Source organism: Promicromonospora sp. NPDC019610 (assembly GCF_044389365.1).
GTDB lineage: Bacteria > Actinomycetota > Actinomycetes > Actinomycetales > Cellulomonadaceae > Promicromonospora.
The window spans coordinates 1,038,829-1,059,936 of record NZ_JBIRXX010000002.1; the positions used below are offsets into that span (position 1 = coordinate 1,038,829).

The 21,108-nt window shown below is 73.8% G+C and carries 21 protein-coding genes; 12 read left to right on the plus strand and 9 right to left on the minus strand.

What is annotated here, in order from left to right:
- Positions 1-61 precede the first annotated feature (61 nt).
- Complete coding sequence (locus ACH45N_RS16290) at positions 62-772, plus strand: ArsR/SmtB family transcription factor (RefSeq protein ID WP_397395648.1); 711 nt, start codon at positions 62-64, stop codon at positions 770-772.
- A 19-nt stretch (positions 773-791) separates the two neighbouring features.
- Here ACH45N_RS16290 and ACH45N_RS16295 read toward each other — a convergent pair whose 3' ends face one another.
- Both ACH45N_RS16295 and ACH45N_RS16300 read right to left on the minus strand, forming a co-directional pair.
- Positions 792-1,517 carry a hypothetical protein gene (locus tag ACH45N_RS16295; RefSeq protein WP_397395650.1) on the minus strand — a complete coding sequence of 242 codons (726 nt, stop codon included), beginning with the start codon at positions 1,515-1,517 and terminating at the stop codon, positions 792-794.
- A 102-nt stretch (positions 1,518-1,619) separates the two neighbouring features.
- Entirely contained in the window at positions 1,620-2,234 is a 615-nt protein-coding gene (locus tag ACH45N_RS16300; protein WP_397395652.1) for a TetR/AcrR family transcriptional regulator, read from the minus strand.
- A gap of 76 nt (positions 2,235-2,310) precedes the next feature.
- Here ACH45N_RS16300 and ACH45N_RS16305 point away from each other — a divergent pair, with 76 nt between their 5' ends.
- Positions 2,311-3,018: an SDR family NAD(P)-dependent oxidoreductase gene (locus ACH45N_RS16305; RefSeq protein WP_397395654.1), complete on the plus strand. Its 708-nt coding sequence runs from the start codon at positions 2,311-2,313 to the stop codon at positions 3,016-3,018.
- 101 nt (positions 3,019-3,119) lie between these two features.
- Positions 3,120-3,602, plus strand: coding sequence for an SgcJ/EcaC family oxidoreductase (locus ACH45N_RS16310; protein WP_397395656.1), 483 nt, complete (start codon positions 3,120-3,122; stop codon positions 3,600-3,602).
- A gap of 4 nt (positions 3,603-3,606) precedes the next feature.
- Here the strand turns inward: ACH45N_RS16310 and ACH45N_RS16315 are convergent, their stop codons facing one another.
- Positions 3,607-4,056: a winged helix-turn-helix transcriptional regulator gene (locus ACH45N_RS16315; protein ID WP_397395657.1), complete on the minus strand. Its 450-nt coding sequence runs from the start codon at positions 4,054-4,056 to the stop codon at positions 3,607-3,609.
- 118 nt (positions 4,057-4,174) lie between these two features.
- Here ACH45N_RS16315 and ACH45N_RS16320 point away from each other — a divergent pair, with 118 nt between their 5' ends.
- Together ACH45N_RS16320 and ACH45N_RS16325 are read left to right on the plus strand one after the other, a co-directional pair.
- Positions 4,175-5,062 carry an SDR family oxidoreductase gene (locus ACH45N_RS16320; protein WP_397395659.1) on the plus strand — a complete coding sequence of 296 codons (888 nt, stop codon included), beginning with the start codon at positions 4,175-4,177 and terminating at the stop codon, positions 5,060-5,062.
- Between the two features lie 73 nt (positions 5,063-5,135).
- Positions 5,136-6,149: a zinc-dependent alcohol dehydrogenase family protein gene (locus ACH45N_RS16325; protein ID WP_397395661.1), complete on the plus strand. Its 1,014-nt coding sequence runs from the start codon at positions 5,136-5,138 to the stop codon at positions 6,147-6,149.
- Positions 6,150-6,506: 357 nt separating this feature from the next.
- Here the strand turns inward: ACH45N_RS16325 and ACH45N_RS16330 are convergent, their stop codons facing one another.
- Complete coding sequence (locus ACH45N_RS16330; RefSeq protein ID WP_397395663.1) at positions 6,507-6,911, minus strand: RidA family protein; 405 nt, start codon at positions 6,909-6,911, stop codon at positions 6,507-6,509.
- 357 nt (positions 6,912-7,268) lie between these two features.
- Between ACH45N_RS16330 and ACH45N_RS16335 the strand changes: the two genes are divergently transcribed.
- A complete protein-coding gene (locus ACH45N_RS16335; RefSeq protein ID WP_397395665.1) occupies positions 7,269-8,111 on the plus strand; it encodes a TetR/AcrR family transcriptional regulator in 843 nt (280 codons plus the stop codon).
- Positions 8,112-8,258: 147 nt separating this feature from the next.
- On the opposite strand, the gene ACH45N_RS16340 is transcribed toward ACH45N_RS16335, so the two are convergent.
- Positions 8,259-9,140 carry a TetR/AcrR family transcriptional regulator gene (locus tag ACH45N_RS16340; RefSeq protein WP_397395667.1) on the minus strand — a complete coding sequence of 294 codons (882 nt, stop codon included), beginning with the start codon at positions 9,138-9,140 and terminating at the stop codon, positions 8,259-8,261.
- A 230-nt stretch (positions 9,141-9,370) separates the two neighbouring features.
- On the opposite strand from ACH45N_RS16340, the gene ACH45N_RS16345 reads away from it, so the two are divergent.
- Complete coding sequence (locus ACH45N_RS16345; protein ID WP_397395669.1) at positions 9,371-9,832, plus strand: VOC family protein; 462 nt, start codon at positions 9,371-9,373, stop codon at positions 9,830-9,832.
- On the opposite strand, the gene ACH45N_RS16350 is transcribed toward ACH45N_RS16345, so the two are convergent.
- Positions 9,823-10,542, minus strand: coding sequence for a FadR/GntR family transcriptional regulator (locus ACH45N_RS16350; RefSeq protein WP_397395671.1), 720 nt, complete (start codon positions 10,540-10,542; stop codon positions 9,823-9,825). The genes ACH45N_RS16345 and ACH45N_RS16350 overlap by 10 nt on opposite strands.
- 129 nt (positions 10,543-10,671) lie before the next feature.
- Here ACH45N_RS16350 and ACH45N_RS16355 point away from each other — a divergent pair, with 129 nt between their 5' ends.
- Both ACH45N_RS16355 and ACH45N_RS16360 read left to right on the plus strand, forming a co-directional pair.
- Complete coding sequence (locus tag ACH45N_RS16355; RefSeq protein ID WP_397397483.1) at positions 10,672-11,244, plus strand: gluconokinase; 573 nt, start codon at positions 10,672-10,674, stop codon at positions 11,242-11,244.
- Positions 11,244-12,794, plus strand: a complete 1,551-nt coding sequence (locus ACH45N_RS16360) for an SLC13 family permease (RefSeq protein WP_397395673.1) — start codon at positions 11,244-11,246, stop codon at positions 12,792-12,794. The genes ACH45N_RS16355 and ACH45N_RS16360 overlap by 1 nt, the downstream gene beginning before the upstream one ends.
- Positions 12,795-12,914: 120 nt before the next feature.
- On the opposite strand, the gene ACH45N_RS16365 is transcribed toward ACH45N_RS16360, so the two are convergent.
- Entirely contained in the window at positions 12,915-13,568 is a 654-nt protein-coding gene (locus tag ACH45N_RS16365; RefSeq protein WP_397395675.1) for a response regulator, read from the minus strand.
- Between the two features lies 1 nt (position 13,569).
- A complete protein-coding gene (locus ACH45N_RS16370) occupies positions 13,570-14,865 on the minus strand; it encodes a sensor domain-containing protein (RefSeq protein ID WP_397395677.1) in 1,296 nt (431 codons plus the stop codon).
- Positions 14,866-14,995: 130 nt separating this feature from the next.
- Here ACH45N_RS16370 and ACH45N_RS16375 point away from each other — a divergent pair, with 130 nt between their 5' ends.
- The 3 genes from ACH45N_RS16375 to ACH45N_RS16385 all read left to right on the plus strand — a co-directional run bounded on the left by ACH45N_RS16375 (position 14,996) and on the right by ACH45N_RS16385 (position 20,301).
- Positions 14,996-16,696, plus strand: a complete 1,701-nt coding sequence (locus ACH45N_RS16375; protein ID WP_397395679.1) for a glycosyltransferase family 2 protein — start codon at positions 14,996-14,998, stop codon at positions 16,694-16,696.
- Positions 16,697-16,894: 198 nt separating this feature from the next.
- Positions 16,895-18,055, plus strand: a complete 1,161-nt coding sequence (locus ACH45N_RS16380; RefSeq protein WP_397395681.1) for a LacI family DNA-binding transcriptional regulator — start codon at positions 16,895-16,897, stop codon at positions 18,053-18,055.
- Entirely contained in the window at positions 18,052-20,301 is a 2,250-nt protein-coding gene (locus ACH45N_RS16385) for a beta-galactosidase (protein WP_397395683.1), read from the plus strand. Before ACH45N_RS16380 ends, ACH45N_RS16385 begins: the two co-directional genes overlap by 4 nt.
- A gap of 108 nt (positions 20,302-20,409) precedes the next feature.
- Here ACH45N_RS16385 and ACH45N_RS16390 read toward each other — a convergent pair whose 3' ends face one another.
- On the minus strand, positions 20,410-20,961 hold the full coding sequence (locus ACH45N_RS16390; protein WP_397395685.1) for a MarR family winged helix-turn-helix transcriptional regulator: 552 nt from the start codon (positions 20,959-20,961) through the stop codon (positions 20,410-20,412).
- Positions 20,962-21,108 lie beyond the last annotated feature (147 nt).

The following is a 21,108-nucleotide window of genomic DNA, read 5'->3' on the forward strand; positions in this document are numbered from 1 at the left end:
GGGACCGTAGGTCGGAAACCCTTCGGTGGACGCCGAAATGTCCGCGCCGTACCGTCGGTCGATGACCCGGGACCGAGACTTCACCGTGGTGGGACGGGCGCTGTCCACGCCGGCGCGCTCCGTGTTCCTCAACCTGCTCCTGGACGGCACCCGCCGCCCGGCGGGCGAGCTGGCGACGGCGGCGGGCGTGAGCGCGTCGACCGCGTCGGGACACCTGGCCGTCCTGGTCGACGCCGGCCTCGTCACCGCCCACACCCGAGGTCGGCACCGCTACTACGCCCTCGCGGGGCCGGACGTCGCGGCCGCGCTGGAGTCCCTCGGCATGCTGTCCGACGCCGCGCCCGTCTCCGGGTACCGCCGCAGCCGCCGCGCCGAGTACCTGGCCGCCGCTCGGTTCTGCTACGACCATCTCGCGGGGCGCCTCGGCACCGGGCTGACGGACGCCTGGGTCCGGTCCGGCTGGCTCGCCGGCCGCGACGAGCTGACCCTTACGGACGCGGGCGCGGTCGGGCTGGGCCAGCTCGGGGTGGACGTCGACGGCGCCGTCGCCGCGCGGCGTCCGACCACCCGGGCCTGCCTCGACTGGACGGAGCGCCGGCCGCACCTCGCGGGGGCGCTCGGCTCCGCCGTCGGCGCGCGGTTCCTCGACGCCGGCTGGGTGGCCCGGCACCGGTCCGGCCTGGGCCTGGACGTGACCGAGTCGGGCCGCGCGCTGATCCGGGAGACGTGGGCCGTCGACCTGGCCGGGCCGGGTCGCGTGCCAGTCGGGTAGACGCTCCGGCCCGACGCCGTCAGTCCGTCGCGCGCGGCCCGCGGCCTGCGCCGCCGGTCCACTGCCGACGGAACCAGCCCTCCCAGGTGTGTCCGCCGAACCGCTCGCCCGCAGCGACCAGCTTCTCGAACGAGTGGTACCCGCCGGGCAGCGGGACGCGCCACGGTGTCGGCGTCGGACCGTCCGCTGCGCTCGCGGGGCCCTTGGCGCGGTAGCGCGCCAGCCGCGGTATCCCGGCCAGGTCCTCCTCGCGCATCGGCACGATCTCCAGCGCGATGCCCCGCTTGTCGGTCACGCGCAGGACGCCGAAGATCTTGCCCTTGATCCAGCCGCTCACCCTGGCCTTCAGATGGTCGACGGGGCCGCCGATCGTGGGCAGCTCCGGCGGCAGCTCGTACGCCAGCCCGACGCGCTCCGCCTGGGTCCAGCGGACCAGGTCCCAGGACGTGCCGTGCCAGAACCAGATGCCCGCGACGTCGACCACGATGCCGCGCGGCCGGGTGACCCGCCAGAACGACGCGACGAACAGCACGCACAGGCCGCCGAACAGCAGGCCGAAGAACCCGGCGATCCACTTCACGGCGGGGTCCGGGTCGGTCACGACGGCGTAGCCGCACGCCCAGCCGAGCGGGCCGGTCAGCAGGATGCCGACCACGAGGGTGATCGCGCCGAGCCGCCCGAGGTCCAGCCGATGCGCGTCGGGCGACAGGACCGGCGCGCCGCCGTCAGCCGCCACACCCGTCATGTCCTGATTTGTTCCGCGATCCGTCACGCGCGCAGCGTAGACCACGACCGGCCCACGACCCGGCCCACCGCCGGGTGCACCGGGTCCACCGGGCCCGGCCGCTCAGGCCGCGGCCGGGGCCGTCAGGCCCAGGAGCGCCAGGCTGTTGCGCCAGAGCGCGTCGAGCTGCGACGGGTCGTTGAACACCTTGGCGAAGAGCACGAGCCCCTCGAGCTGGGCGACGATCGCCTTGGCGGCCCCGTCGACGCCGTCGGCCGGGGGCTGGATGTCCCCGGACCCGACGGCCGCGGCGAGGCTGGCGGAGATCATCTCGATCTGCTCGTCGAAGATGTCCTGCAGGCGCAGGCGCACCGGCTCGTTCTGGGAGCTGACCTCCAGAGCGAGGTTGCCGAACAGGCAGCCCGCCACCCAGCCGGTGCCGGTCAGGGCGTCGACCTGCATCTGCGCCGTGGCGTCGAACAGGCCGCGGAGCCGCTCGAGCAGGGTGCCCGGGCCGTCGAGGATCCCGGTCCACACGCCCTTCTGCCACGACCAGTGCCGGTCGATCACGGCCAGCGCCAGCGCTTCCTTGGACGGGAAGAAGTAGTAGAACGACCCCTTGTTCACGCCGGCGCGCGCACACAGCTCCGCGACACCGATCGAGCCGTAGGGACGCTGGGAGAACAGTTCCACGCCCGCTTCGATCAGGCGCTCACGACCATCTGAGCTTCTCGGCATGTTGACAGCATACGACCGGTCAACTATAACTGGAAACCCCAATAGTTGACCGACCGTCTACCAAGGAAAGAAGACCATGAGCACTCGCAAGGTTGCCGTCATCACCGGAGCCTCCCAGGGCATCGGCGCCGGCCTGGTCGACGCGTACCGCCACCTCGGGTACGCCGTCGTCGCCAACTCGCGCTCCATCGACCGCGACGAGGCCGACGACCTCGCCGTCGTCAGCGGAGACGTCTCCGACCCCGCGACCGCGGACCGGATCATCAAGACCGCCGTCGAGCGCTTCGGCCGCGTCGACACGGTCGTGAACAACGCGGGCGTGTTCATCGCCAAGCGCTTCACCGAGTACACCACCGCGGACCTCGAGACGATGGTCGGCATCAACGTCGCCGGCTTCTTCCACCTCACGCAGCGGGCGATCCCACTGATGCAGGCGGCCGGCGGCGGCCACGTGGTGAGCATCACCACGACCCTCGTGGAGAGCCCGCTCTCGGTGTTCCCGTCCGCGCTCGCCTCCGTGACCAAGGGCGGCATCGCCTCGGCCACCCGCGCCCTGGCCGTCGAGTACGCGGCCGAGAACATCCGCTTCAACGCCGTCTCCCCCGGCGTCATCAAGACCCCGATGCACCCGGAGGAGACCCACGAGACCCTCGCGGGCCTGCACCCACTGGGACGCATGGGCGAGATCGACGACGTCACCCGCGGCGTCCTCTACCTGGAGCAGTCGCCCTTCGTGACGGGCGAGTTCCTGCACGTCGACGGCGGGCAGATCGCAGGCCACTGACCCTGCCGGGGCGGCCCGCACGGGCCGCCCCACGCTCGGCCGGGCCGTCCGGCCACCCAGCTCGCCGGTCCCGGACCGGGACACGAAGAAGGAGAAGGATCATGATCCAGCACGACACCAGCGGGCCTGACGCGAACCGGGCAGGAACGAACCGGGCAGGAACGAACCGGGCAGGAACGAACCGGGCAGGAACGAACCAGGCAGTAACCGAGCGCACCGCCCGGGACGACGCCACCACGGCGATCTCCGCGCTGCTCGACCGCTGGGCCGACGGCATCCGCCGCCGCGACCTGGAGCACATCGCCGCGCAGTTCACACCGGACGCCCTGTTCCAGGGCTTCGACCCCGAGCCGTCCTTCGGGCGCGACGCCGTCTCGGCGTACTACGGCAAGCAGCCCGTGGGGCTGACCGCCGAGCACACGCTGATCCGCACCAGCGCCCTGGGCGACGACGCGGCACTCGGCTACGCCGCCGTGCGGTTCGACCGTCCCGGCGGACCGGTCAACGTCTACCTCACGATCGTCGCGGTCCGCGAGGAGGGCCGCTGGCTGATCAGCCACTACCACGTCTCGCGCGTGCAGTGACGCGTCAGCGGCTCGGGTCGGGCCCCGTCGCTCCGTCCGCCTCCGGCGCGCCGGCCGCCTCCCGGGCCGACGCCGCCGCCGTGGCCTCCAGCAGATCGGCCAGCGCGCGCAGGCGCTGCGCCACCTGCTCGCCCAGCGGCGTCAGCCCGTACTCCACGCGCGGCGGGATGGTGGTGACGACGTCGCGCGTGACCATGCCGTCCCGCTCCAGGGCCTGCAGTGTCTGGGACAGCATCTTCTCGCTGACGCCCTCGACGCGGCGGCGCAGCGCGTTGAACCGGTAGCTGCCCTCCCCCAGCGCGAGCAGCGCGAGCGAGGCCCACTTGGACGTGACCACCTCGAAGGCCGCCCGGGACGTGCACCCACGGGCGAAGACATCGGTCACCAGCTCCTGAGGCGGCCCGCTCGGGGCGTCGCCCGGAAGGTCGGCGGGGTCCAGATCGGTGATGCTCACGGCCTCAGGGTACCGCGCACACTCGGAATGTGGTGTACTTTCGATTCGTTAGTGCTGTCCGTTGGCAACTGGCCAACACGCCGCTCGGCACACACCGCACCGCGAACTGGAGAGAACCATGACCACCTACGCCGTCACCGGGTCGACCGGACACCTGGGCCACCTCGTCGTCGAGGAGCTGCTGTCCCGCGGCGTGCCCGCCGCCGACATCGTCGCGATCGCCCGCACGCCGGAGAAGGCCGCCGACCTCGCCGAGCGCGGCGTGCAGGTCCGCGAGGGCGACTACGACCGCCCCGAGACCCTGCCCGGCGCCCTCGCCGGGGTGCAGCGGCTGCTGCTCGTCTCCGGCAGCGAGCCGGGTGCCCGCGTACCGCAGCACACGGCCGTGATCAACGCCGCGCAGGCCGCCGGCGTCGAGCGCATCGCCTACACGAGCATCCTCAAGGCCGACGACACCTCCAACCCGCTGGCCGGGGAGCACCAGGCCACCGAGCAGGTGCTGCGCGCGTCCGGCATCCCGGCCACCCTGCTGCGCAACGGCTGGTACACCGAGAACTACACCGACCGGCTCGCCGAGTACCTCGAGCGCGGTGAGATCGTCGGGGCGGCGGCGGACGGCAAGGTCTCGGCCGCGCCGCGCGCGGACTACGCCGGCGCGGCGGCGTCCGCCCTGCTGGCCGACGACGCCGCCGGCTCGGCCGCGGACGACGGCACCGTGCCCGTCGTCGTCCACGAGCTGGGCGGACCCGCGTTCACGTTCGCGGAGTTGGCCGCCACGATCAGCGAGGTCACCGGCACCGCGGTGACCTACCGCGACCTCTCGGTGGCGGACTACGCGGCCGAGCTCCAGCAGGTCGGCCTCGACGCGGGGACCGCCGGCTTCGTGGCCGCGCTCGACGCGTCGATCGCCGCCGGCGACCTGGAGACCGACAGCGACGACCTGGAGCGTCTCCTGGGCCGCCCCGCCACCCCGCTGGTCGACGTCGTCCGCGCCGCGCAGGGCTGAGCGCGTCCCTCGGCCGGGCCGAGGGGTCACGACAGACACTCCCTCATCCGCACGACGCGTGTTGAATGGGGGCATGCGAGGAGCAATCATTCATGGGCCCGGGGACGTCCGCTTCGAGGAGCGGACGGACCCCGCCGTCGTCGAACCCACCGACGCCGTGATCCGGACCGTCGCCGCCTGCGTGTGCGGCTCGGACCTCTGGCGCTACCGCGGGATCTCCGAGGTCAAGCGGCCCACGCCGATCGGCCACGAGTACGTCGGCGTCGTCGAGCAGGTCGGCGCCGACGTCACCACCGTCAAGCCGGGCGACTTCGTGGTCGGCGGGTTCCTGCACAGCGACAACACCTGCGCGGTGTGCCGCAAGGGCATGCAGGCCAACTGCCTGCACGGGGGCGGCTACGACGGCTGCCAGGCCGAGAAGATCCGGATCCCGAACGCGGACGGCACCCTGCTCGCCACCCCGGGCGAGCCGGACGCCGACCTGATCCCGAGCCTGCTGAGCCTCTCGGACGTGATGTGCACCGGCTGGCACGCGGCCGTCTCGGCCGGGGTCGGGCCGGGCTCCAGCGTCGTCGTGGTGGGCGACGGCGCCGTCGGGCTGAGCGGTGTGCTGGCCGCGGCCCAGCTCGGCGCCACCACGATCATCGCGATGAGCCGGCACGCGTCGCGGCAGAAGGTGGCCGAGGAGTTCGGCGCGACGCACATCATCGCCGAGCGCGGCGAGGAGGGCCTCGCCAAGGTCCTGGAGCTGACCGAGGGCATCGGCGCGGACGCGGTGCTGGAGTGCGTCGGTACCGCCGAGGCCCGTGCGCAGTCGGTGGAGCTGGTCCGGCCGGGCGGCATGATCGGGCTGGTCGGCGTGCCGCACGGCGACCTGCCCACGGACACCCTGTTCTGGGGCAACAAGGGCATCCACGGCGGCATCGCGCCGGTCCGTGCGTACCTGCCGCACCTGCTGGACCTGGTGTGGAAGCGCGAGATCGACCCGGGCAAGGTCTTCGACCTGACCCTGCCGCTGTCCGAGGTCGCGGAGGCCTACCGCGCCATGGACGAGCGGCGCGCGATCAAGGTGCTGCTGCAGAACTGAGTGGTGCCGGGGCCTGGCGGGCGGCGAGCGGGCGGGCGGCGTGGGGCGGGCGGCTGCAGGCCCGGCGGCGTCGAGCGGGCGGCGGCGAGCGGGGGGCCGGGCCGATGGGCCAGGCCAGCCGGGCCGATGGGCCGGCCGAGCCGGGCGGCCGCTGCCCCACCCAGCCGGATGCGCCCGCCCCCTTTGACCATGCACCTGCTGCCAGGCCGATGCCGGTCCTGGCAGCAGATGCATGGTCATTCGCGGGTGCCCGTCCGAGGTGGGTCAGTCGGGGTGGGTCAGTCGGGGTGAGTCAGTCGGGGTGGGTCAGTCGGGGTGGGTCAGTCGGGGTGGGTCAGCCGGGGTGGGTCAGCCGAGTCAGTCGGCGAGGGCCGCCGTCAGGTCGACCTCGACGAGCTGACCGGCGAAGCCGAGCACCGTGACGCCCAGGAGGGTGCTCGCGGTGGTGAACGCCTCGGCGAGCGGGCCGGCGTTCAGTCGGTGCCAGACCCCGGCGAGCACGGCACGATCGTCGGTCGCGACGTAGACGACGGAGCGGACGACGTCCTGCGGCGCAGCCCCGACCGCGGCGAGCGCCACCAGGGCGTTGGCGGCGACCTGGTCCGCCTGCGCCAGCGGGTCGTCAGCCCCGACCAACGCGCCGGCCGCGTCGAGCGGACACTGGCCCGCGAGATGAGCGGTCCGGCCCTCCTCGACGATCGTCACATGGTGATACCCCGGCGTCGCGTGCAGCCCGTCCGGCTGCACCCTGCTGATCCGCACCGGAGGAGTGTGGCAAGAACGCGGGCTCCCCTGCGACGTGTTTTCCGGGGCCGGAACCGCGCACCGGCCGCCCACCGGCCGCGGGCCGGAGGCGGGACCGCGAGGCGGAGCTCAGGGCGGTAAGTCGGGGCGAATCTCGGGGCGGCAAGTCAGTGCGAGTCTCAGGGCGGCAAGTCAGGGCGAATCTCAGGGCGGAATGTCGGGGCGAATCTCGGGGCGGCAAGTCAGTGCGGAACACGGGCCGGAGCCGGACGGCTGACGCTCAGCGCGGGAGCTCAAGGCGGGAGCCGGCAGGCCGGGGTGCGATGATGATTCGCGCGAGTGGAACACACCGTCCGTTTCGGCGAAGCGAGAGTCATGACCGAGCAGCTGGAGACCGTGTCGTCCGAGACCGCACCGGCCGGGGCCGAACCGGCCAGTTCCGCACCGGCCGGGGCCGAACCGGCCAGTTCCGCACCGGCCGGGGCCGAACCGGCCAGTTCCGCGCCGTCCAGTTCCGCACCGTCCGCATCCGCGCTGTCCGAGACCGCGCGATCCGCATCCGCGCTTCCCGAGACCGCGCCGCCCGAGGCCCTGGAGCCGTACCCGGCCCGCGAGCTGCGGTCCGACGCGCGGGACAACCGCGAGCGCATCCTCCAGGTCGCGCGCGCGACGTTCGCGGAGCACGGCATCGATGTGCCGATGCGGGAGCTGGCCCGGCGCGCCGGCGTCGGGCCCGCGACGCTGTACCGGCGCTTCCCGACCAAGGAGGCGCTGGTCACCGAGGCGTTCGGGGAGCAGATGGCGACCTGTTCGCGGATCGTCGAGCAGGGTCTGGCCGACCCCGACCCGTGGCACGGGCTCGGTGCGGTGATCGAGGAGGTGTGCGTGATGCACGCCCTGGACCGCGGCTTCACCGCGGCGTTCGTCACGGCGTTCCCGAAGGCCCTCGACTTCGCCCGCGAGCGCACGCACACCCTGCGGTCGCTCGCCGAGCTGATCCAGCGTGCAAAGGACTCCGGCGGCCTGCGCCGCGACTTCGTCCTCGACGACCTGATCATGCTGATCATGGCGAACTCCGGCATCCGGGCCTCGTCCCGCAAGGCCGCGGTCGCCGCCTCCCGCCGGTTCGCGGCGCTGCAGCTCCAGTCGATCAGCGCCCGGCCCGACGTCGCGCCGCTGCCGCCCGCCGTCCGGCTGCCGCTGCTGGCCGCGATCTAACGCTTCCCCGGGCCGGGCCTGCGACCGACCACCTGTGACGGAGCTGCCGACCACGGAGCTGCCGACCACGGAGCCGCCCACGACAGAATTGCCTGCGACAGAATGGCCTGCGCCTGAGTTGCCTGCGCCGAGCCGACGACGAGTTGCCTAGGACCGGGCGCGCCCGACGAAGGCCTCGATCCCGTCCAGGACTCGCGACAGGCCGAACTCCCAGGCGCGCTCGGCGTCGTGCAGGCCGCCGTATTGGCTGGTCGCGGCGGTGCCGACCCGCACGGCCAGCGCGTAGCGGTCCCCCAGGACCCGCTCCATGTGGGGCGCGTGCACCGCCCACCACTGCGCGTCGTCCTGGCCGGACCGCTCGGGGAGCGACCGCCACGCGAGCAGGCCGACCGTCGCGTCCCGGGCATAGCCCAGCACCAGGGTCAGCAGGAGGTCCATCTCGACGTCGCTCAGCCCGATCCCGTCGACGGCGCGCAGCTCGGCGTCGTACTTGGCGATCGTCCCGGGCCCGAGCGGAGGCCTGCTCTCGAACCGGCCCAGCAGCCAGGGATGCCGCTCGAAGAGCGCCCGGTTCTCGTGCGCGACCCGCTCCAGCCGCGAGCGCCAGACGTTCCCGTCGCCGGCGCCGCCCGCGGCGACCGACCCGCCCACGCCGACCGACCCGCCCGCGCGGCCCTGCTCGCCCACGCCGTCCGACCCGCCCGCGCCGCCCGATCCCACCGACCCGCCCTCCTCGTCGTGGCGCACGTCGTACCGCACCTCGGCGAGCACCCGGTCGACCATGAGATCGAGCAGCTCCGCCTTTCCTCGCACGTGCCGGTAGAGCGACATCGCCCCCACCCCCAGCCGGTCGGCGACGCGCCGCATCGACAGGTTGTCGAGGCCTCCCTCGTCAGCGGCCGCCACGCCAGCCGCCACGATCTGGTCGAGGCCCAGCCCGGGCTTGCGACCGAGCCCGGAGGACACCCGCGTGCCCCACAGCAGGTCCAGGGTCCGCGCCCGGTCCCGCTCGTCGCCCGGCTCTGCCATGCGTTGCCTCCTCCGACTCGTCACCTGCAGCGCTCGTCACCCGCACCGCTCGTTGCCCGCGCTACACGCCCGCGCTGCTGATCACCCGCGCGGCACGTGACCCGCACTGCACGTCACCCGCACTGCACGTCACCCGCACGGCGCGCCGACATCGACTATAGTTTGCGTACGCCGTACCCAAATGGAGCGACAGGCGCGCCGACGGCGACACGACCAGGGAGGCACCAGTGGTGGCAGCAGCGTTCCGAGTGGGCCTGCGGGTGGACGGCGTCGTCGCGGCGGCGAAGCTCTACCGGGGCTTCGGCTTCGAGGAGGTGGGCTCGATCCCGGGCCCCGACGGCGGCCCGGTGATGACGATCCTGGCGCGCGGCGAGGTGCAGCTCATCGTCGACGCCCTGGTCGGCATGCCGTTCCCGGACAGCGAGCGCGAACGGCTCACCCAGCGCGGCCCGCGCGGGCTCGGCGTCGCCGTCGGCCTGGGCGTGGACGACCTGGCCGCGAGCTACGACTACTGCCGGGCATCCGGCTGCACCATCACGTCGGAGCCGGCCGACGAGGCCTGGGGGGACCGCGTGTTCGAGTGCGTCGACCCCTTCGGGTACCAGTGGGAGTTCTCCGAGCCCGTCAAGGACTGGGACGCGCCCGCAGGCCTGGACGCCGCGCAGGAAAGCTGGTTCGGCGGTCAGGCCTGAGCGGGGTGCGCGGACGCCGGGCCGTCGTCGAGCGCGCCGCGCACCTCGCGCACGATGCGCGCCATCGCCTCCTCGGCGGCCTCGGCGTCGCCCGCGGCGACCGCCCGGGCCACCGCCTCGTGCGCGTCGAGCGCCTCCGGCACGGGATAGGCGGGCATGAGGCCGAGGTGGATGCGCCCGGAGATCACGACGGCGACGACGTCGGCGAGCGCCGTGAACAGCTCGTTGCCGCTGGAGCGCATGAGCAGCTCGTGCATGCGGATGTCGAGCGCGAGGAACTCCGCGCCGTCGCCCTCGCCCGCCTCACCGAGCTTGCGCATCTGGCTGGCGGTGGCGACGAGCTCGTCGCGCACCGCCGCCGTCGCGCCACGGGCCGCCCCGGCGGCCGCCCGCGGCTCGACCGCCTGACGCAGCTCGGTGAGCGAACGGAGCTGCGACGTGCGGCCCGGGCCGTCCAGGCGCCACGCGATGACCCGGGGGTCGAGCACGTTCCACGCCGCGTGCGGCAGCACGACGATGCCCACGCGAGGGCCGGACCGGACCAGGCCGAGGCCTTCGAGCAGCCGCATCGCCTCGCGCGCGACCGTGCGGGACACCCCGAACTCGCTGCCGATCCCGTCGAGCGTCAGCACGGCGCCGGCCGGCAGCTCACCAGCGGTGATGCGGCGGCCCAGGGCGTCGAGGACGGGGCTGTGCAGCACGGGGGCCATCCGCCCAGCCTAGTTGGCACCGCTTCGCCCGGCCGATTGGTCACACCATTGGTGACATGAATCACGCGCGAATGGTGTCATCAATGGGTGAAGATAGGTGCCATGGACACAGACGTCACCGAGACAGCGATGTTCTCGACCCAGACAAGCGGCGGCCCGGCCGGGCCCGCCGGTACCGATCCCGCGCCCCGTGCCATCGTCGTGATGGGCGTGGCCGGCTCGGGCAAGACCACCGTCGCGGCCCTGCTCGCGGGGCGCCTCGGCGCGTCGTTCGCCGAGGGCGACGACTTCCACTCGCCCGAGAACGTCGCCAAGATGGCCGCGGGCCACCCCCTGGACGACGACGACCGCTGGCCCTGGCTGCGCGGCATCCGCGACTGGTTCGCCAAGGAGCTGAACGAGGGGCGCAGCGCGGTGGTGCCGTGCAGCGCCCTGCGCCGCAGCTACCGCGACCTGCTGGAGACGGCGGGCAGTGGCACGAACGGCAGCGTGCAGTTCGTGCACCTCACCGGCTCGTACGACCTGCTGCGCACCCGCATCCAGGGGCGCGCCGGGCACTTCATGAAGCCCGAGATGCTCGACAGCCAGCTCGCCGCGCTGGAGCCGCTGGCCGACGACGAGCCCGGGTTCTCCGTGGACGTCACGCCGCGCCCGGACCAGATCGTCGACGAGATCCTGCACCTGCTGGGAGAGGACGCCTGATGCTCGACGCCATTGCGCTCACCGGCTCTGCGCTCACCAGCTCTACTCTCACCGGCTCTACTCTCACCGGCTCGGCCCTCACGGTCTCCGCCGCCGCGGCGGACACCGCCCCGACCGCCTCGACCCCGCAGCTCGTCCTCGCCGCACTCATCGGCATCGTCGTCATCGTCGCGCTGATCGTCTGGCTCAAGATGCACCCGTTCCTCGCGCTCGTGCTGGGTTCGGGCGTGCTCGCGATCGTGGCCGGGGTGGGCCTGACGGACACGTTCACCAGCTTCACGGCGGGCCTCGGATCCACCGTCGCGGGCGTCGGCGTGCTCATCGCGCTCGGCGCGATCATCGGCAAGCTGCTCATCGACTCGGGCGGCGCCGACCAGATCGTCGACACGATCCTCGACAAGACGCCGGTCAAGCGGCTGCCGTGGGCCATGGCGCTCATCGCGTTCGTCGTCGGCATCCCGCTGTTCTTCGAGGTCGGCGTGGTGCTGCTGATCCCGGTCGTGATGATCGTGGCGCGTCGCATGCGCGCCAACCCCGTGCTGGTCGGCATCCCGGCGCTCGCCGGGCTCTCCGCGCTGCACGGCCTGGTGCCGCCGCACCCCGGTCCGCTGCTCGCCATCGACGCGCTCGGCGCCAACCTGGGCCTCACGCTCGGCCTCGGCCTGCTGGTCGCGATCCCGACGGTGATCATCGCCGGGCCGCTGCTCGCCATCCCGCTCACCCGCTGGGTCAAGCTGGACCCGCCCACCACGGTGCTCGGCATGTCCGACGACGCCGCGGGCGGCAACGGCGCGGGCGGCACCGGCGGCGCGCCGTCGTCCGGCACCTCTGGGAACGCGACGGCGACCGCGACCACGACGGAGGCCGGCACCACCACGCTGCGCAAGCCCTCGTTCGGCATCTCGGTCCTGGTCGTGCTGCTGCCCGTGATCCTGATGCTCGCGCGGTCCGTGGTCGAGATCTCGGGCGCCACGGAGACGGGCTACGGCACCGTGCTGGAGTTCCTCGGCGAGCCCCTCGTGGCCCTGCTCATCACGTCGCTGTTCGCACTGCTCGCCTTCGGCACCGCCGTCGGCCGCACGCGTCAGCAGCTCGGCGACCTCGTCGGCTCCTCGTTCGCGCCGATCGCCGGCATCCTGCTGATCGTGGGTGCGGGCGGCGGCTTCAAGCAGACGCTCGTGGACTCGGGTGTCGGCGACGTCATCGCGTCCGGCATCGCCGACGCCGGGATCACCCCGCTGCTGGCCGGCTGGCTCGTGGCGGCGCTCATCCGCATCGCCACCGGCTCGGCGACCGTCGCGACGATCACCGCCGCGGGCATCATGGCGCCCCTGGCCGCCGGCCTCGAACCCACGCAGGCCGCGCTGCTCGTGCTCGCCATTGGCGCGGGCTCGGTGTTCCTCTCCCACGTGAACGACGCCGGCTTCTGGCTGGTCAAGGAGTACTTCGGCATGACGGTCGGCCAGACCTTCAAGACCTGGTCGCTCATGGAGTCGGTGCTCTCGGTGGTCGCACTGCTCGTCGTCCTCCTCCTGGGCGTCTTCGTCTAGCCGCCCGTCCACACCCCACACCGCCGCGTGCCGGGTGGTCGTCGCGCTGCACGTCCCGGCGCGACGGCCACCCGGCACCCGGCACGGAGCGGCGGAGTGGGCGAGGACGGCACACGGAGCTCAGCCGCGCAGGTAGGCGAGCACGGCACGCACACGACGGTGGCCGGTCTCGTCGGCGGTGAGCCCGAGCTTGGCGAACACGTTGCCGATGTGCTTGGCCACCGCGGCATCGCTCACCACGAGCCCCGCGGCGATCTCCGGGTTCGACCGGCCCTCGGCCATGAGCGCGAGCACCTCCCGCTCGCGGGGCGTCAGGACGTCCAGCGGGGACGCGCGCCGGTCGAGCAGCGACCGGACGACCTGTGGGTCGATCACCGTCCCGCCGGCCGCGACGACCTCCAGCGACCTCATGACGTCGCTCACGCGGCCGATCCGGTCCTTGAGCAGGTAGCCGATCCCGCCGGAGGAGCCCGCGAGCAGGTCCCGCGCATAGGCGTCGGCGACGTACTGCGAGAGCAGCACGACGGGCAGGGCCGGGTGGTGCCGCCGGAGCTCCACCGTGGCGTCGATGCCGTCGTTCTCCCGCCGGGGCGGCATCCGCACGTCCGTGATCACCAGGTCGGGCAGCTCGCCGTGCGCGCCGTCGGCCAGCACCAGCCGCACGAGCTCACCGGCGTCGCCCGTCACGTGCACCACCTCGTGGCCCACGCGTTCGAGCAGCGAGACCAGCCCGTCCCGCAGCAGCACCGAGTCCTCCGCCAGCACGACGCGCACGTCAGGCCCTCCCGGTCGGCACGGCCGGCACGACGGCGGCCGCACGGGCGGGCAGGAGGAGGGTGACCGTCGTCGGCCCACCGGCCGGGCTGGTCACGGTGAGGTTCCCGTCGGTCGCCGCGGCGCGCTCGCGCAGGCCGGCGAGACCGGTCCCGGCACGCGGGTCCGCACCGCCCACGCCGTCGTCGTGGACCCGGACGGTCAAGACGTCGCCGTCCTGCGCCACCTCGACGGCGGCGGCGCGCGCCCGGCTGTGGCGCGCCACGTTCGTCAGGGCCTCGCTGACGACGAAGTAGGCGCAGAGCTCGACCTCGGTGTCGAACCGGCCCTCCACCGTGCTCGCCAGCTTCACCGGGACGGGCATGCGTGACGTCAGCTCGCGCACAGCGGGGGTCAGCCCGTGGTCGGCGAGCACCCGGGGATGGATCGCGCGCACCGTCGAGCGCAGGTCGTCGAGCGCCGCCTCGGCGAGATCGTGCGCACGGTCGAGGTGTCCGCGCAGCCGCGCGACGTCGACCCCTGCCCGGGCCAACCCGTCAACATCGAGCTCGGCGAGGTCCAGCTCCGCGGAGCCGAGCATGACGGCGAGGGTCACCAGCTTCTGCTGGGCGCCGTCGTGCAGGTCGCGCTCGATGCGGCGCAGGTCGCCCTCGAACGACCGGACGAGGTTCACGCGCGACGCCGTCAGGCGGGCGACCTGACGGCGCAGCTCCTCGCCGCGAGGCGCGAGCAGCGTGCGCGCAAGCGCGCCCTGGGCCAGCGCCAGCAGCCCGACGATGTAGCCCAGCGCCGGGAGGGTGAGCGCGGCGACGGCGAGGCCGAGCGCGACGCCCGCCGGGTTCACGTCCCAGACGGGATCGCCCGCGAGCACCCGTCCCGGGATCGTCACCGCGGCCGACACCGCCGCGACGAGCAGCACGTGCGCGCAGGCACAGGCCCAGCCGACGACGAGGCAGGCCGCCACGTAGAGCAGCTCGCGCCAGGTCGCGGCCTCCCCGAGACGGCGGCGCAGCAGCTCCTGCGTGTGCGGGTCGGCGATCCGGTCCTGCCCCAGCAGGGAGACGCGGAACCGGTCGAGCCGGGCGATCAGCGGGCTGCACGCCAGCGTGGCGAGCATCAAGAGGGCGACCAGGGCGGACAGCGACTGCGACCGCAGGACGCCGCTGAAGATCAGGATCCCGAACGGCCCCGTGGTCAGCGCGCTCGTGAGGGTGAACAGCCAGGCCCGGGGCAGCCACACGGACACCAGGTAACCGGGCCTGCGCAGGGCGAGGGCGAGGCTGTCGTGTCGGCGCACGCCCTCACGGTACCGCCGGCGGGTAGGGCCGCGGAGGGAGCACGGTGGACCCCTGGGGTGGTGCCAGGTCTACCACCGACGTCGTGCGCACGCCCGTGACCAGGCAGATCGCCGTCGCTGGGATGGAGGCATGGTGATCACAGGCCCCGATGGACCCCCGCCGCGTCCCCGTCGTCCGGCCGCCCCGGCCGGCGCGTTCTCCGCCCTCCTGCCCGCGCTGTCGCTCGCGGTGGCCTGGGCCGGGCTCGCCGCGCTCGCGTGGCTCGCGCTCACTGCGGGCGCCCTGCCGTCGACGCCGGCACTGTGGGTGACGACGCCGCCGGCCGCGGGTGCGATCGCCGCGGCCTGGCTGGTCGGCGGACGGGCCGTCCTGCTGCTGGGCGCGGCGCGTCGGCCGCGGCACCCCTCCCTCGGCTCGCGGGTGCGGGCGGCGCACCCCGACCTGGACTCCGTGGTCGCCCTCCTGTACCCGACGGCGGACGACTTCCGGCCCGACGTGGTGCGACGGAGCATGCTGCAGTCCCACGGGCGGCTGCGGACGGTGATCCTCGACGACTCGCGCACCGGCGAGGCCCGGGCCGCGATCGACGCCTTCGCCGCACGCTGCGCGCCGGGCGCCGTGGAGATCGTGCGGCGGGCGGACCGGGACGGTTTCAAGGCGGGCAATCTCAACAACTACCTGCGCCACCACGCCGACGGGGTGGACGCCGTGGTCGTCCTGGACGCCGACCAGGAGATCGGCCCGGACTTCGTCCGCACTGCGCTGCGCCACCTCCGCGCCTACCACGGCGTGGCTGTGGTGCAGGGCCAGATCTGCTCAAGGGCCGGCAGCACCCGGTTCGCCCACGACTTCCGGGGGATGTTCGACACCCACCTGCGCGCGATCTCGGCGGGCCGTTCCGCGCTCGGCATCGCCACGTTCGCCGGTCGCGGTGCTCTGCTCGACGTCGGCGCCCTGCGCGCGGCCGGCGGCTTCCCCGAGGTCGTCGCGGAGGACGCCGCACTGACCCTGGAGCTCGCCGCTCGCGGGCAGACCGTCCGGTACGTGCCCGACCTGGTGTCCGTCGAGGACGCCCCCACCGACTACACGGCGTTCACCACCCAGCTCGGCAAGTTCACCGAGGGCGCCATGCAGCTCCTCGGGCGCAACGGCAGGCTGCTCTTCGACCCCCGGCTGCGCCCCGCGCGGCGCCTGGACGTGTTCGTCGACCTCGCCTCGCCGCTCGTGGGTGCCGCCATGACGGTCTCACTGTTCGCGCTCGCCCTGGCGGCGGCCGCCGGTGACGCCGGCCGGCCGTCGGGCCTGCCCGTCCCGCTGGGCGTCTCGCTCGGGATCCTCGGCGCGGTGCCGCTGCTGCCCGAGGCGTTCCGCCGGATCCGGTCGCGGGGTCGGAGGAAGGGCCAGGCGCGGGGTCGCGGGCCGGGCGGGGAGGGAAGGCCGGGCGGGGCGGGCGGGCCGGGCGGGGAGGGAGGGCCGGGCGGCCCGTCGCACGGGGGGCCGGCCATGGCCTCCGTCGCCGGCCCCGTTCTGGCCGCGGTCGTGTTCCTCGTGCGGGGCGCCGCGCTCTATGCGTCCGTGGCCGTCGTCGTGCTCCGTGCCGTCGTCCGCGTCGCCGCGGGACAGGGCGCCAGGTTCGTGGTCACGCCGAAGGAGAACGCCGACCCGGGCCTGCGTTCCAGCCTCCGCCGGCGACGACCCGAGCTCGCCGCCGCGTGCGCCGCGCTCGTCACCGCGACGGTGCTGGCCGGGACGGTCGTGCCGGCCGGGATCTTCTGCACCGTCGCGGTCACCGCCGTCGGCTGCTCGTGGCTGGGCGGACGTCGGACGTAACGACGCCAGACCTTGACCACGCGGTCACGACGTGGTTCGCTCGCCCCGGTTGACTACGTAGTCAGCCGGCGGTCGGCCCGGAGCAGGCCCGGAGTCGGCCCGGCGTCCCGCCACCAGCCGGTGCGCGGGGCAGGGCGCGATCCGACGACACCAAGGCCCGGTACACACCCGGTCCGAGCACAGCGAGGGAGCTGGTCCATGGATGCCGCGCAGCGTGCGACACAGCGCGTGTCGATGACGGACGTCGCCCGTCGCGCCGGCGTCTCGCAGAAGACCGTCTCGCGCGTGGTCAATCACGAGCCGCACGTCGCGGACGGCGTCCGCGCTCGGGTCCAGGCCGTGATCGACGAGCTGGGCTTCCGCCCGAACGCCGCCGCCCGCGCCCTGGTCACCCGCCGGAACCAGCGCATCGGCGTGGTCACGATGGGCACCGCGCTGTACGGTCCCACGTCGATCCTCCAGGGCGTCGACGCCGCTCTGCGGGGTACCGGCTACCACCTGAGCGTCGCGCGCACGCAGGGTGACGGGGTCGCCGACCTGCAGGCCGCGATCGACGAGCTCGTCGCCCAGGACGTCGCGGGCCTCGTGCTCTCCGAGCCGATCGACCTGGGGCACCCGGAGCTGCGCCTACCGGGCGGGCTGCCGGTCCTCACGTTCGACTCGCCGACGACGGCGGACGACCCTGCCGGGGCCACCGGTTCCGGCACCACAGATCCCGCCCGCCCCGACGAGCTGGTCCTGGGCGCCGACGAGCTGGCCGGGGCCCGAGCCGCCACCGAGCACCTGCTGGCGCTCGGGCACCGCACCGTGCACCACGTCGCCGGCACCGCGGGCTGGTCGGCCACCGCCCGCCGGATCGCCGGCTGGCGCCGTGCCCTGGCCGACGCCGGGATCGGCGCACCGCCGGTGCTGCACGGCGATTGGAGCCCGCGCTCCGGGTACGAGGCGACCACCGAGCTGCTGCGCCGGGCCGGCACGCCTGTCACCGGCACCCCCGTCACCGCGGTCTTCGCCGCCAACGACCACATGGCGATCGGCGCGATCCGCGCCGTCGAGCGGGCCGGGCTGCGGGTGCCGCACGACGTCAGCATCGTGGGCTTCGACGACGCACCGGAGGCCGAGTACCTGTCCACATCCCTGACGACCGTGCGCCAGGACTTCGCCGAGGTCACCCGCCTGGCCGTGCACCGCCTGCTGCGCGCCGTCGAGGGCCGGCCGGCCGCGGAGCGCAACCGGCTGGTCCCCACCCGGCTCGTCGTCCGGGAGAGCACGGCGCCGCCGCCCGGCAGCACACCCGCCCGCGCACCCGACGACGCACCCGGCAACGCACCCGACGACACATCCGAGAGGCCGTCATGAGCCCCCTGCACCACCTGTCCGACGGCGTCCTGTTCGGCGCCGCGTACTACCCCGAGTACCACCGGCCCGAGGACCGGCTCTCGAACCGCCTGGAGAAGGACCTGGACCTCATGGTCGAGGCCGGGTTCTCCGTGATCCGGGTCGGCGAGTCGGTCTGGTCCACGTGGGAGCCCGAGAACGGCCGCTTCGACCTCGACTGGCTCCAGCCCGTGCTCGACGGCGCGCACGAGCGCGGCATCAGGGTGGTGCTCGGCACCCCCACGTACGCGGTGCCGATGTGGCTGGCGCGGCTCTACCCGGAGATCAACGTCGTGCGGGCGGACGGCCGGGCGATGGGCTGGGGCGCGCGGCAGGAGATCGACTACACGCACCCGGCGTTCCTGTTCCACGCCGAGCGGGTCATCCGCGCCGTCGTCGCGCGGTACGCCACGCACCCCGCCGTCGTCGGCTTCCAGGTGGACAACGAACCCGGGAACGAGATCTTCCACAACCGGCAGGTCTTCGAGCGGTTCGTCGACCACCTGCGCGCCAGGTACCGCACGGTCGAGCGGCTGAACGACGAGTGGGGGCTGACGTACTGGTCGCACCGGCTGTCGTCGTGGGCGGACCTGTGGACGCCGTCGGGCAACGCGCAGCCGCAGTACGCGCTCGCCTGGCGTCGGTTCCAGGCGCAGCTCACCACGGACTTCATCGGCTGGCAGGCCGACGTCGTGCGCGAGTACGCGCGCGAGGACCAGTTCGTCACCACCTGCATCTCGTACGAGCGCCCGGGTGTGCAGGACGACGCGCTGACGCGCGAGCTGGACGTGACCGCCGGCAACCCGTACTACCGGATGCGCGACCACCTGGCCCTGCCCCCGACCGTGGACGACGACCAGGCCTGGATGACCACGGGGACGTGGTCGCTGTACGCCACCGCCGACCGCATGTACGCCTCGAAGCAGGCGCCGTTCCTCGTCACGGAGACCAACGCGCAGGCGATCGGCGGGCCCTGGCAGAACGAGCCCGCCTACGACGGCCAGTGGCGGCAGGCGGCCTGGGCGCTGGTCTCGCGCGGCGCCACCATGATCGAGTACTGGCACTGGCACACGCTCCCCTACGGCACCGAGACGTACTGGGGCGGCGTGCTGCCACACTCCCTGGAACCGGGCCGGGTCTACCGGCAGGTCGCGGAGCTCGGCGCCGAGCTCCGCGCGGCCGGTTCCGCCGTGGCGAACCTGACGCCGGACGCCGACGTCGCCCTGGTCTGGTCCAACCCGAGCAAGTGGTCGCTGGCCGAGTTCCCGCAGCTCGGCGGTGGCGCCGGCCCGGACCCGCGCGGCTGGCACCGGATCTTCGACGCCTTCTACCGCGGGGCGTTCGACGCCGGGCTGCAGGCCCGGCTCGTGCACGACGCCCAGCTCACCGACGCCACCCCCGAGGACGCCGCACGCGAGCATCCCGTGCTGGTAGCGGCGGGCGTCACGATCGCCGACGACGCCTGGCTGCGGTGGCTGGAGCGCTACGCGGCGGCCGGCGGCCACCTCGTGCTGGGCATCCGGACCGGCTACGAGGACGAGGAGGCCCGCGCCCGGCCGGAGCGCAAGCCCGCGCACCTCAGCGCGGCGGCCGGCGTCTTCTACGACGAGTTCGCCACGATCGACGCGCCGCTTCCCGTGCACGCCACGGAGGGCTTCGACAGGGCCGACGGAGCCTCCGCCGGCGCTCCCGGGAACGTCCTCGCCGGCGCGCACGCGACGAGCTGGGTCGACGGGCTGCAGGTCGTGGACGCCGACGTGCTGGTCGGCTACGACCACCCGCACTTCGGCCGCTGGCCCGCCGTCACCACCCGCGCGCACGGCGCCGGCCGGATCACGACGGTGGGCACCGTGCCCGACCCGGCGCTGGCCACGGCGGTGCTGGACTGGGTGGCGCGGCACAGCGGTGCGGCGGTCCTGGCGGGGCCGGGGTCGGCGGGGCGGGCGGGGCCGGCGGGGCCGGCGGGGTCGGCGGGGCCGGCGGGGACTGCGGCGGAGGAGACTGCGGCGGAAGCGCCGCGGTGGCGCCCCCAGGCGCCGTCGCAGACGGTGACCGGCGCGCGGAACCCGGCCGGTCAGCGGGTGCGGTTCGTGCACTCGTGGTCCTGGGACGGAAGCGTCTTCGTGCTGCCGGGCGCGGTCCGCGACCTGCTCGGCGGCGAGGAGCTGGCCGCGGGCGCGCGGCTCGAGCTCGGCCCGTGGGACGTCCGGGTGCTGCTGGAGGTCTGAGCGGCCGGAGGTCTGAGCGGCTGGAGATCTGAGCGGCTGGAGATCTGGGCGGCCGGAGGTCTGAGCGGCCGGAGGTGTGAGGACGGGACCGCGGGGCCGGGCCGGGCGCTAGTCCGGCTCGTGCTCCGTGCTCGCCAGGTCGTCGAGGAACCGCGCGACGATCTCCCGCTCCTTGGGCGTCAGCCGCGCCGCGGCGTCGAACCGCCGGGCGTGGCTGCGCCCCACGGTCTCCCGTGCAGCGCGCCGCGTCTCGACGGACACCTCGATCGCGAGGCTGCGCCGGTCGGACGGGTGGGGGAACCGGTGCACGTGGCCGCCCGCGGCGAGCCGGTCGATCAGTTTGGTCGTCGAGGCCGTGGTGATGCCCAGGTGCTCGGCGATCGCGCCCGGCGTCACGATGCGCCCGTGGTTCTGCATGGCGATGATGTAGCGCAGGGCCCGCATGTCGGTCTCGCCGAGCTTCATGTACCGGCGCGACGCCTCGCTCATGCGGCGCTCGGTCTCGTGCCAGCCCCGCAGGGCCTCCAGGACCCGCACGACCTGGTCGACGTCCCGCTCGTCCATGCCCGCGCGGTGCACGATCTCCTCGTCGGGGTCCATGACGCGAGGGTCCAGCATCGACGGCTGGGTGTCGGCGTCCGGCACGGGTTCAGGCTCCACGCTCGGATTTTACCCCTGAACATACTGCGTCATACACTTGAATATAGCCTGGCTAGCTAAATTTCCGGGCATCCCTGGCATGCCTGTGCCCCGGACCCCCGCTCGCGACCCCCCTCGCGCGCCTGGTGCGGGGAGCGGGCACCCCAC

Bases quoted from the DNA above. Each gene is read 5' to 3' on its own strand.
- ACH45N_RS16290 (WP_397395648.1), top strand. From the start codon at position 62: ATGACCCGGGACCGAGACTTCACCGTGGTGGGACGGGCGCTGTCCACG.
- ACH45N_RS16295 (WP_397395650.1), bottom strand. From the start codon at position 1,517: ATGACGGGTGTGGCGGCTGACGGCGGCGCGCCGGTCCTGTCGCCCGAC.
- ACH45N_RS16300 (WP_397395652.1), bottom strand. From the start codon at position 2,234: ATGCCGAGAAGCTCAGATGGTCGTGAGCGCCTGATCGAAGCGGGCGTG.
- ACH45N_RS16305 (WP_397395654.1), top strand. From the start codon at position 2,311: ATGAGCACTCGCAAGGTTGCCGTCATCACCGGAGCCTCCCAGGGCATC.
- ACH45N_RS16310 (WP_397395656.1), top strand. From the start codon at position 3,120: ATGATCCAGCACGACACCAGCGGGCCTGACGCGAACCGGGCAGGAACG.
- ACH45N_RS16320 (WP_397395659.1), top strand. From the start codon at position 4,175: ATGACCACCTACGCCGTCACCGGGTCGACCGGACACCTGGGCCACCTC.
- ACH45N_RS16325 (WP_397395661.1), top strand. From the start codon at position 5,136: ATGCGAGGAGCAATCATTCATGGGCCCGGGGACGTCCGCTTCGAGGAG.
- ACH45N_RS16335 (WP_397395665.1), top strand. From the start codon at position 7,269: ATGACCGAGCAGCTGGAGACCGTGTCGTCCGAGACCGCACCGGCCGGG.
- ACH45N_RS16340 (WP_397395667.1), bottom strand. From the start codon at position 9,140: ATGGCAGAGCCGGGCGACGAGCGGGACCGGGCGCGGACCCTGGACCTG.
- ACH45N_RS16350 (WP_397395671.1), bottom strand. From the start codon at position 10,542: ATGGCCCCCGTGCTGCACAGCCCCGTCCTCGACGCCCTGGGCCGCCGC.
- ACH45N_RS16355 (WP_397397483.1), top strand. From the start codon at position 10,672: ATGTTCTCGACCCAGACAAGCGGCGGCCCGGCCGGGCCCGCCGGTACC.
- ACH45N_RS16360 (WP_397395673.1), top strand. From the start codon at position 11,244: ATGCTCGACGCCATTGCGCTCACCGGCTCTGCGCTCACCAGCTCTACT.
- ACH45N_RS16375 (WP_397395679.1), top strand. From the start codon at position 14,996: ATGGTGATCACAGGCCCCGATGGACCCCCGCCGCGTCCCCGTCGTCCG.
- ACH45N_RS16380 (WP_397395681.1), top strand. From the start codon at position 16,895: ATGGATGCCGCGCAGCGTGCGACACAGCGCGTGTCGATGACGGACGTC.
- ACH45N_RS16385 (WP_397395683.1), top strand. From the start codon at position 18,052: ATGAGCCCCCTGCACCACCTGTCCGACGGCGTCCTGTTCGGCGCCGCG.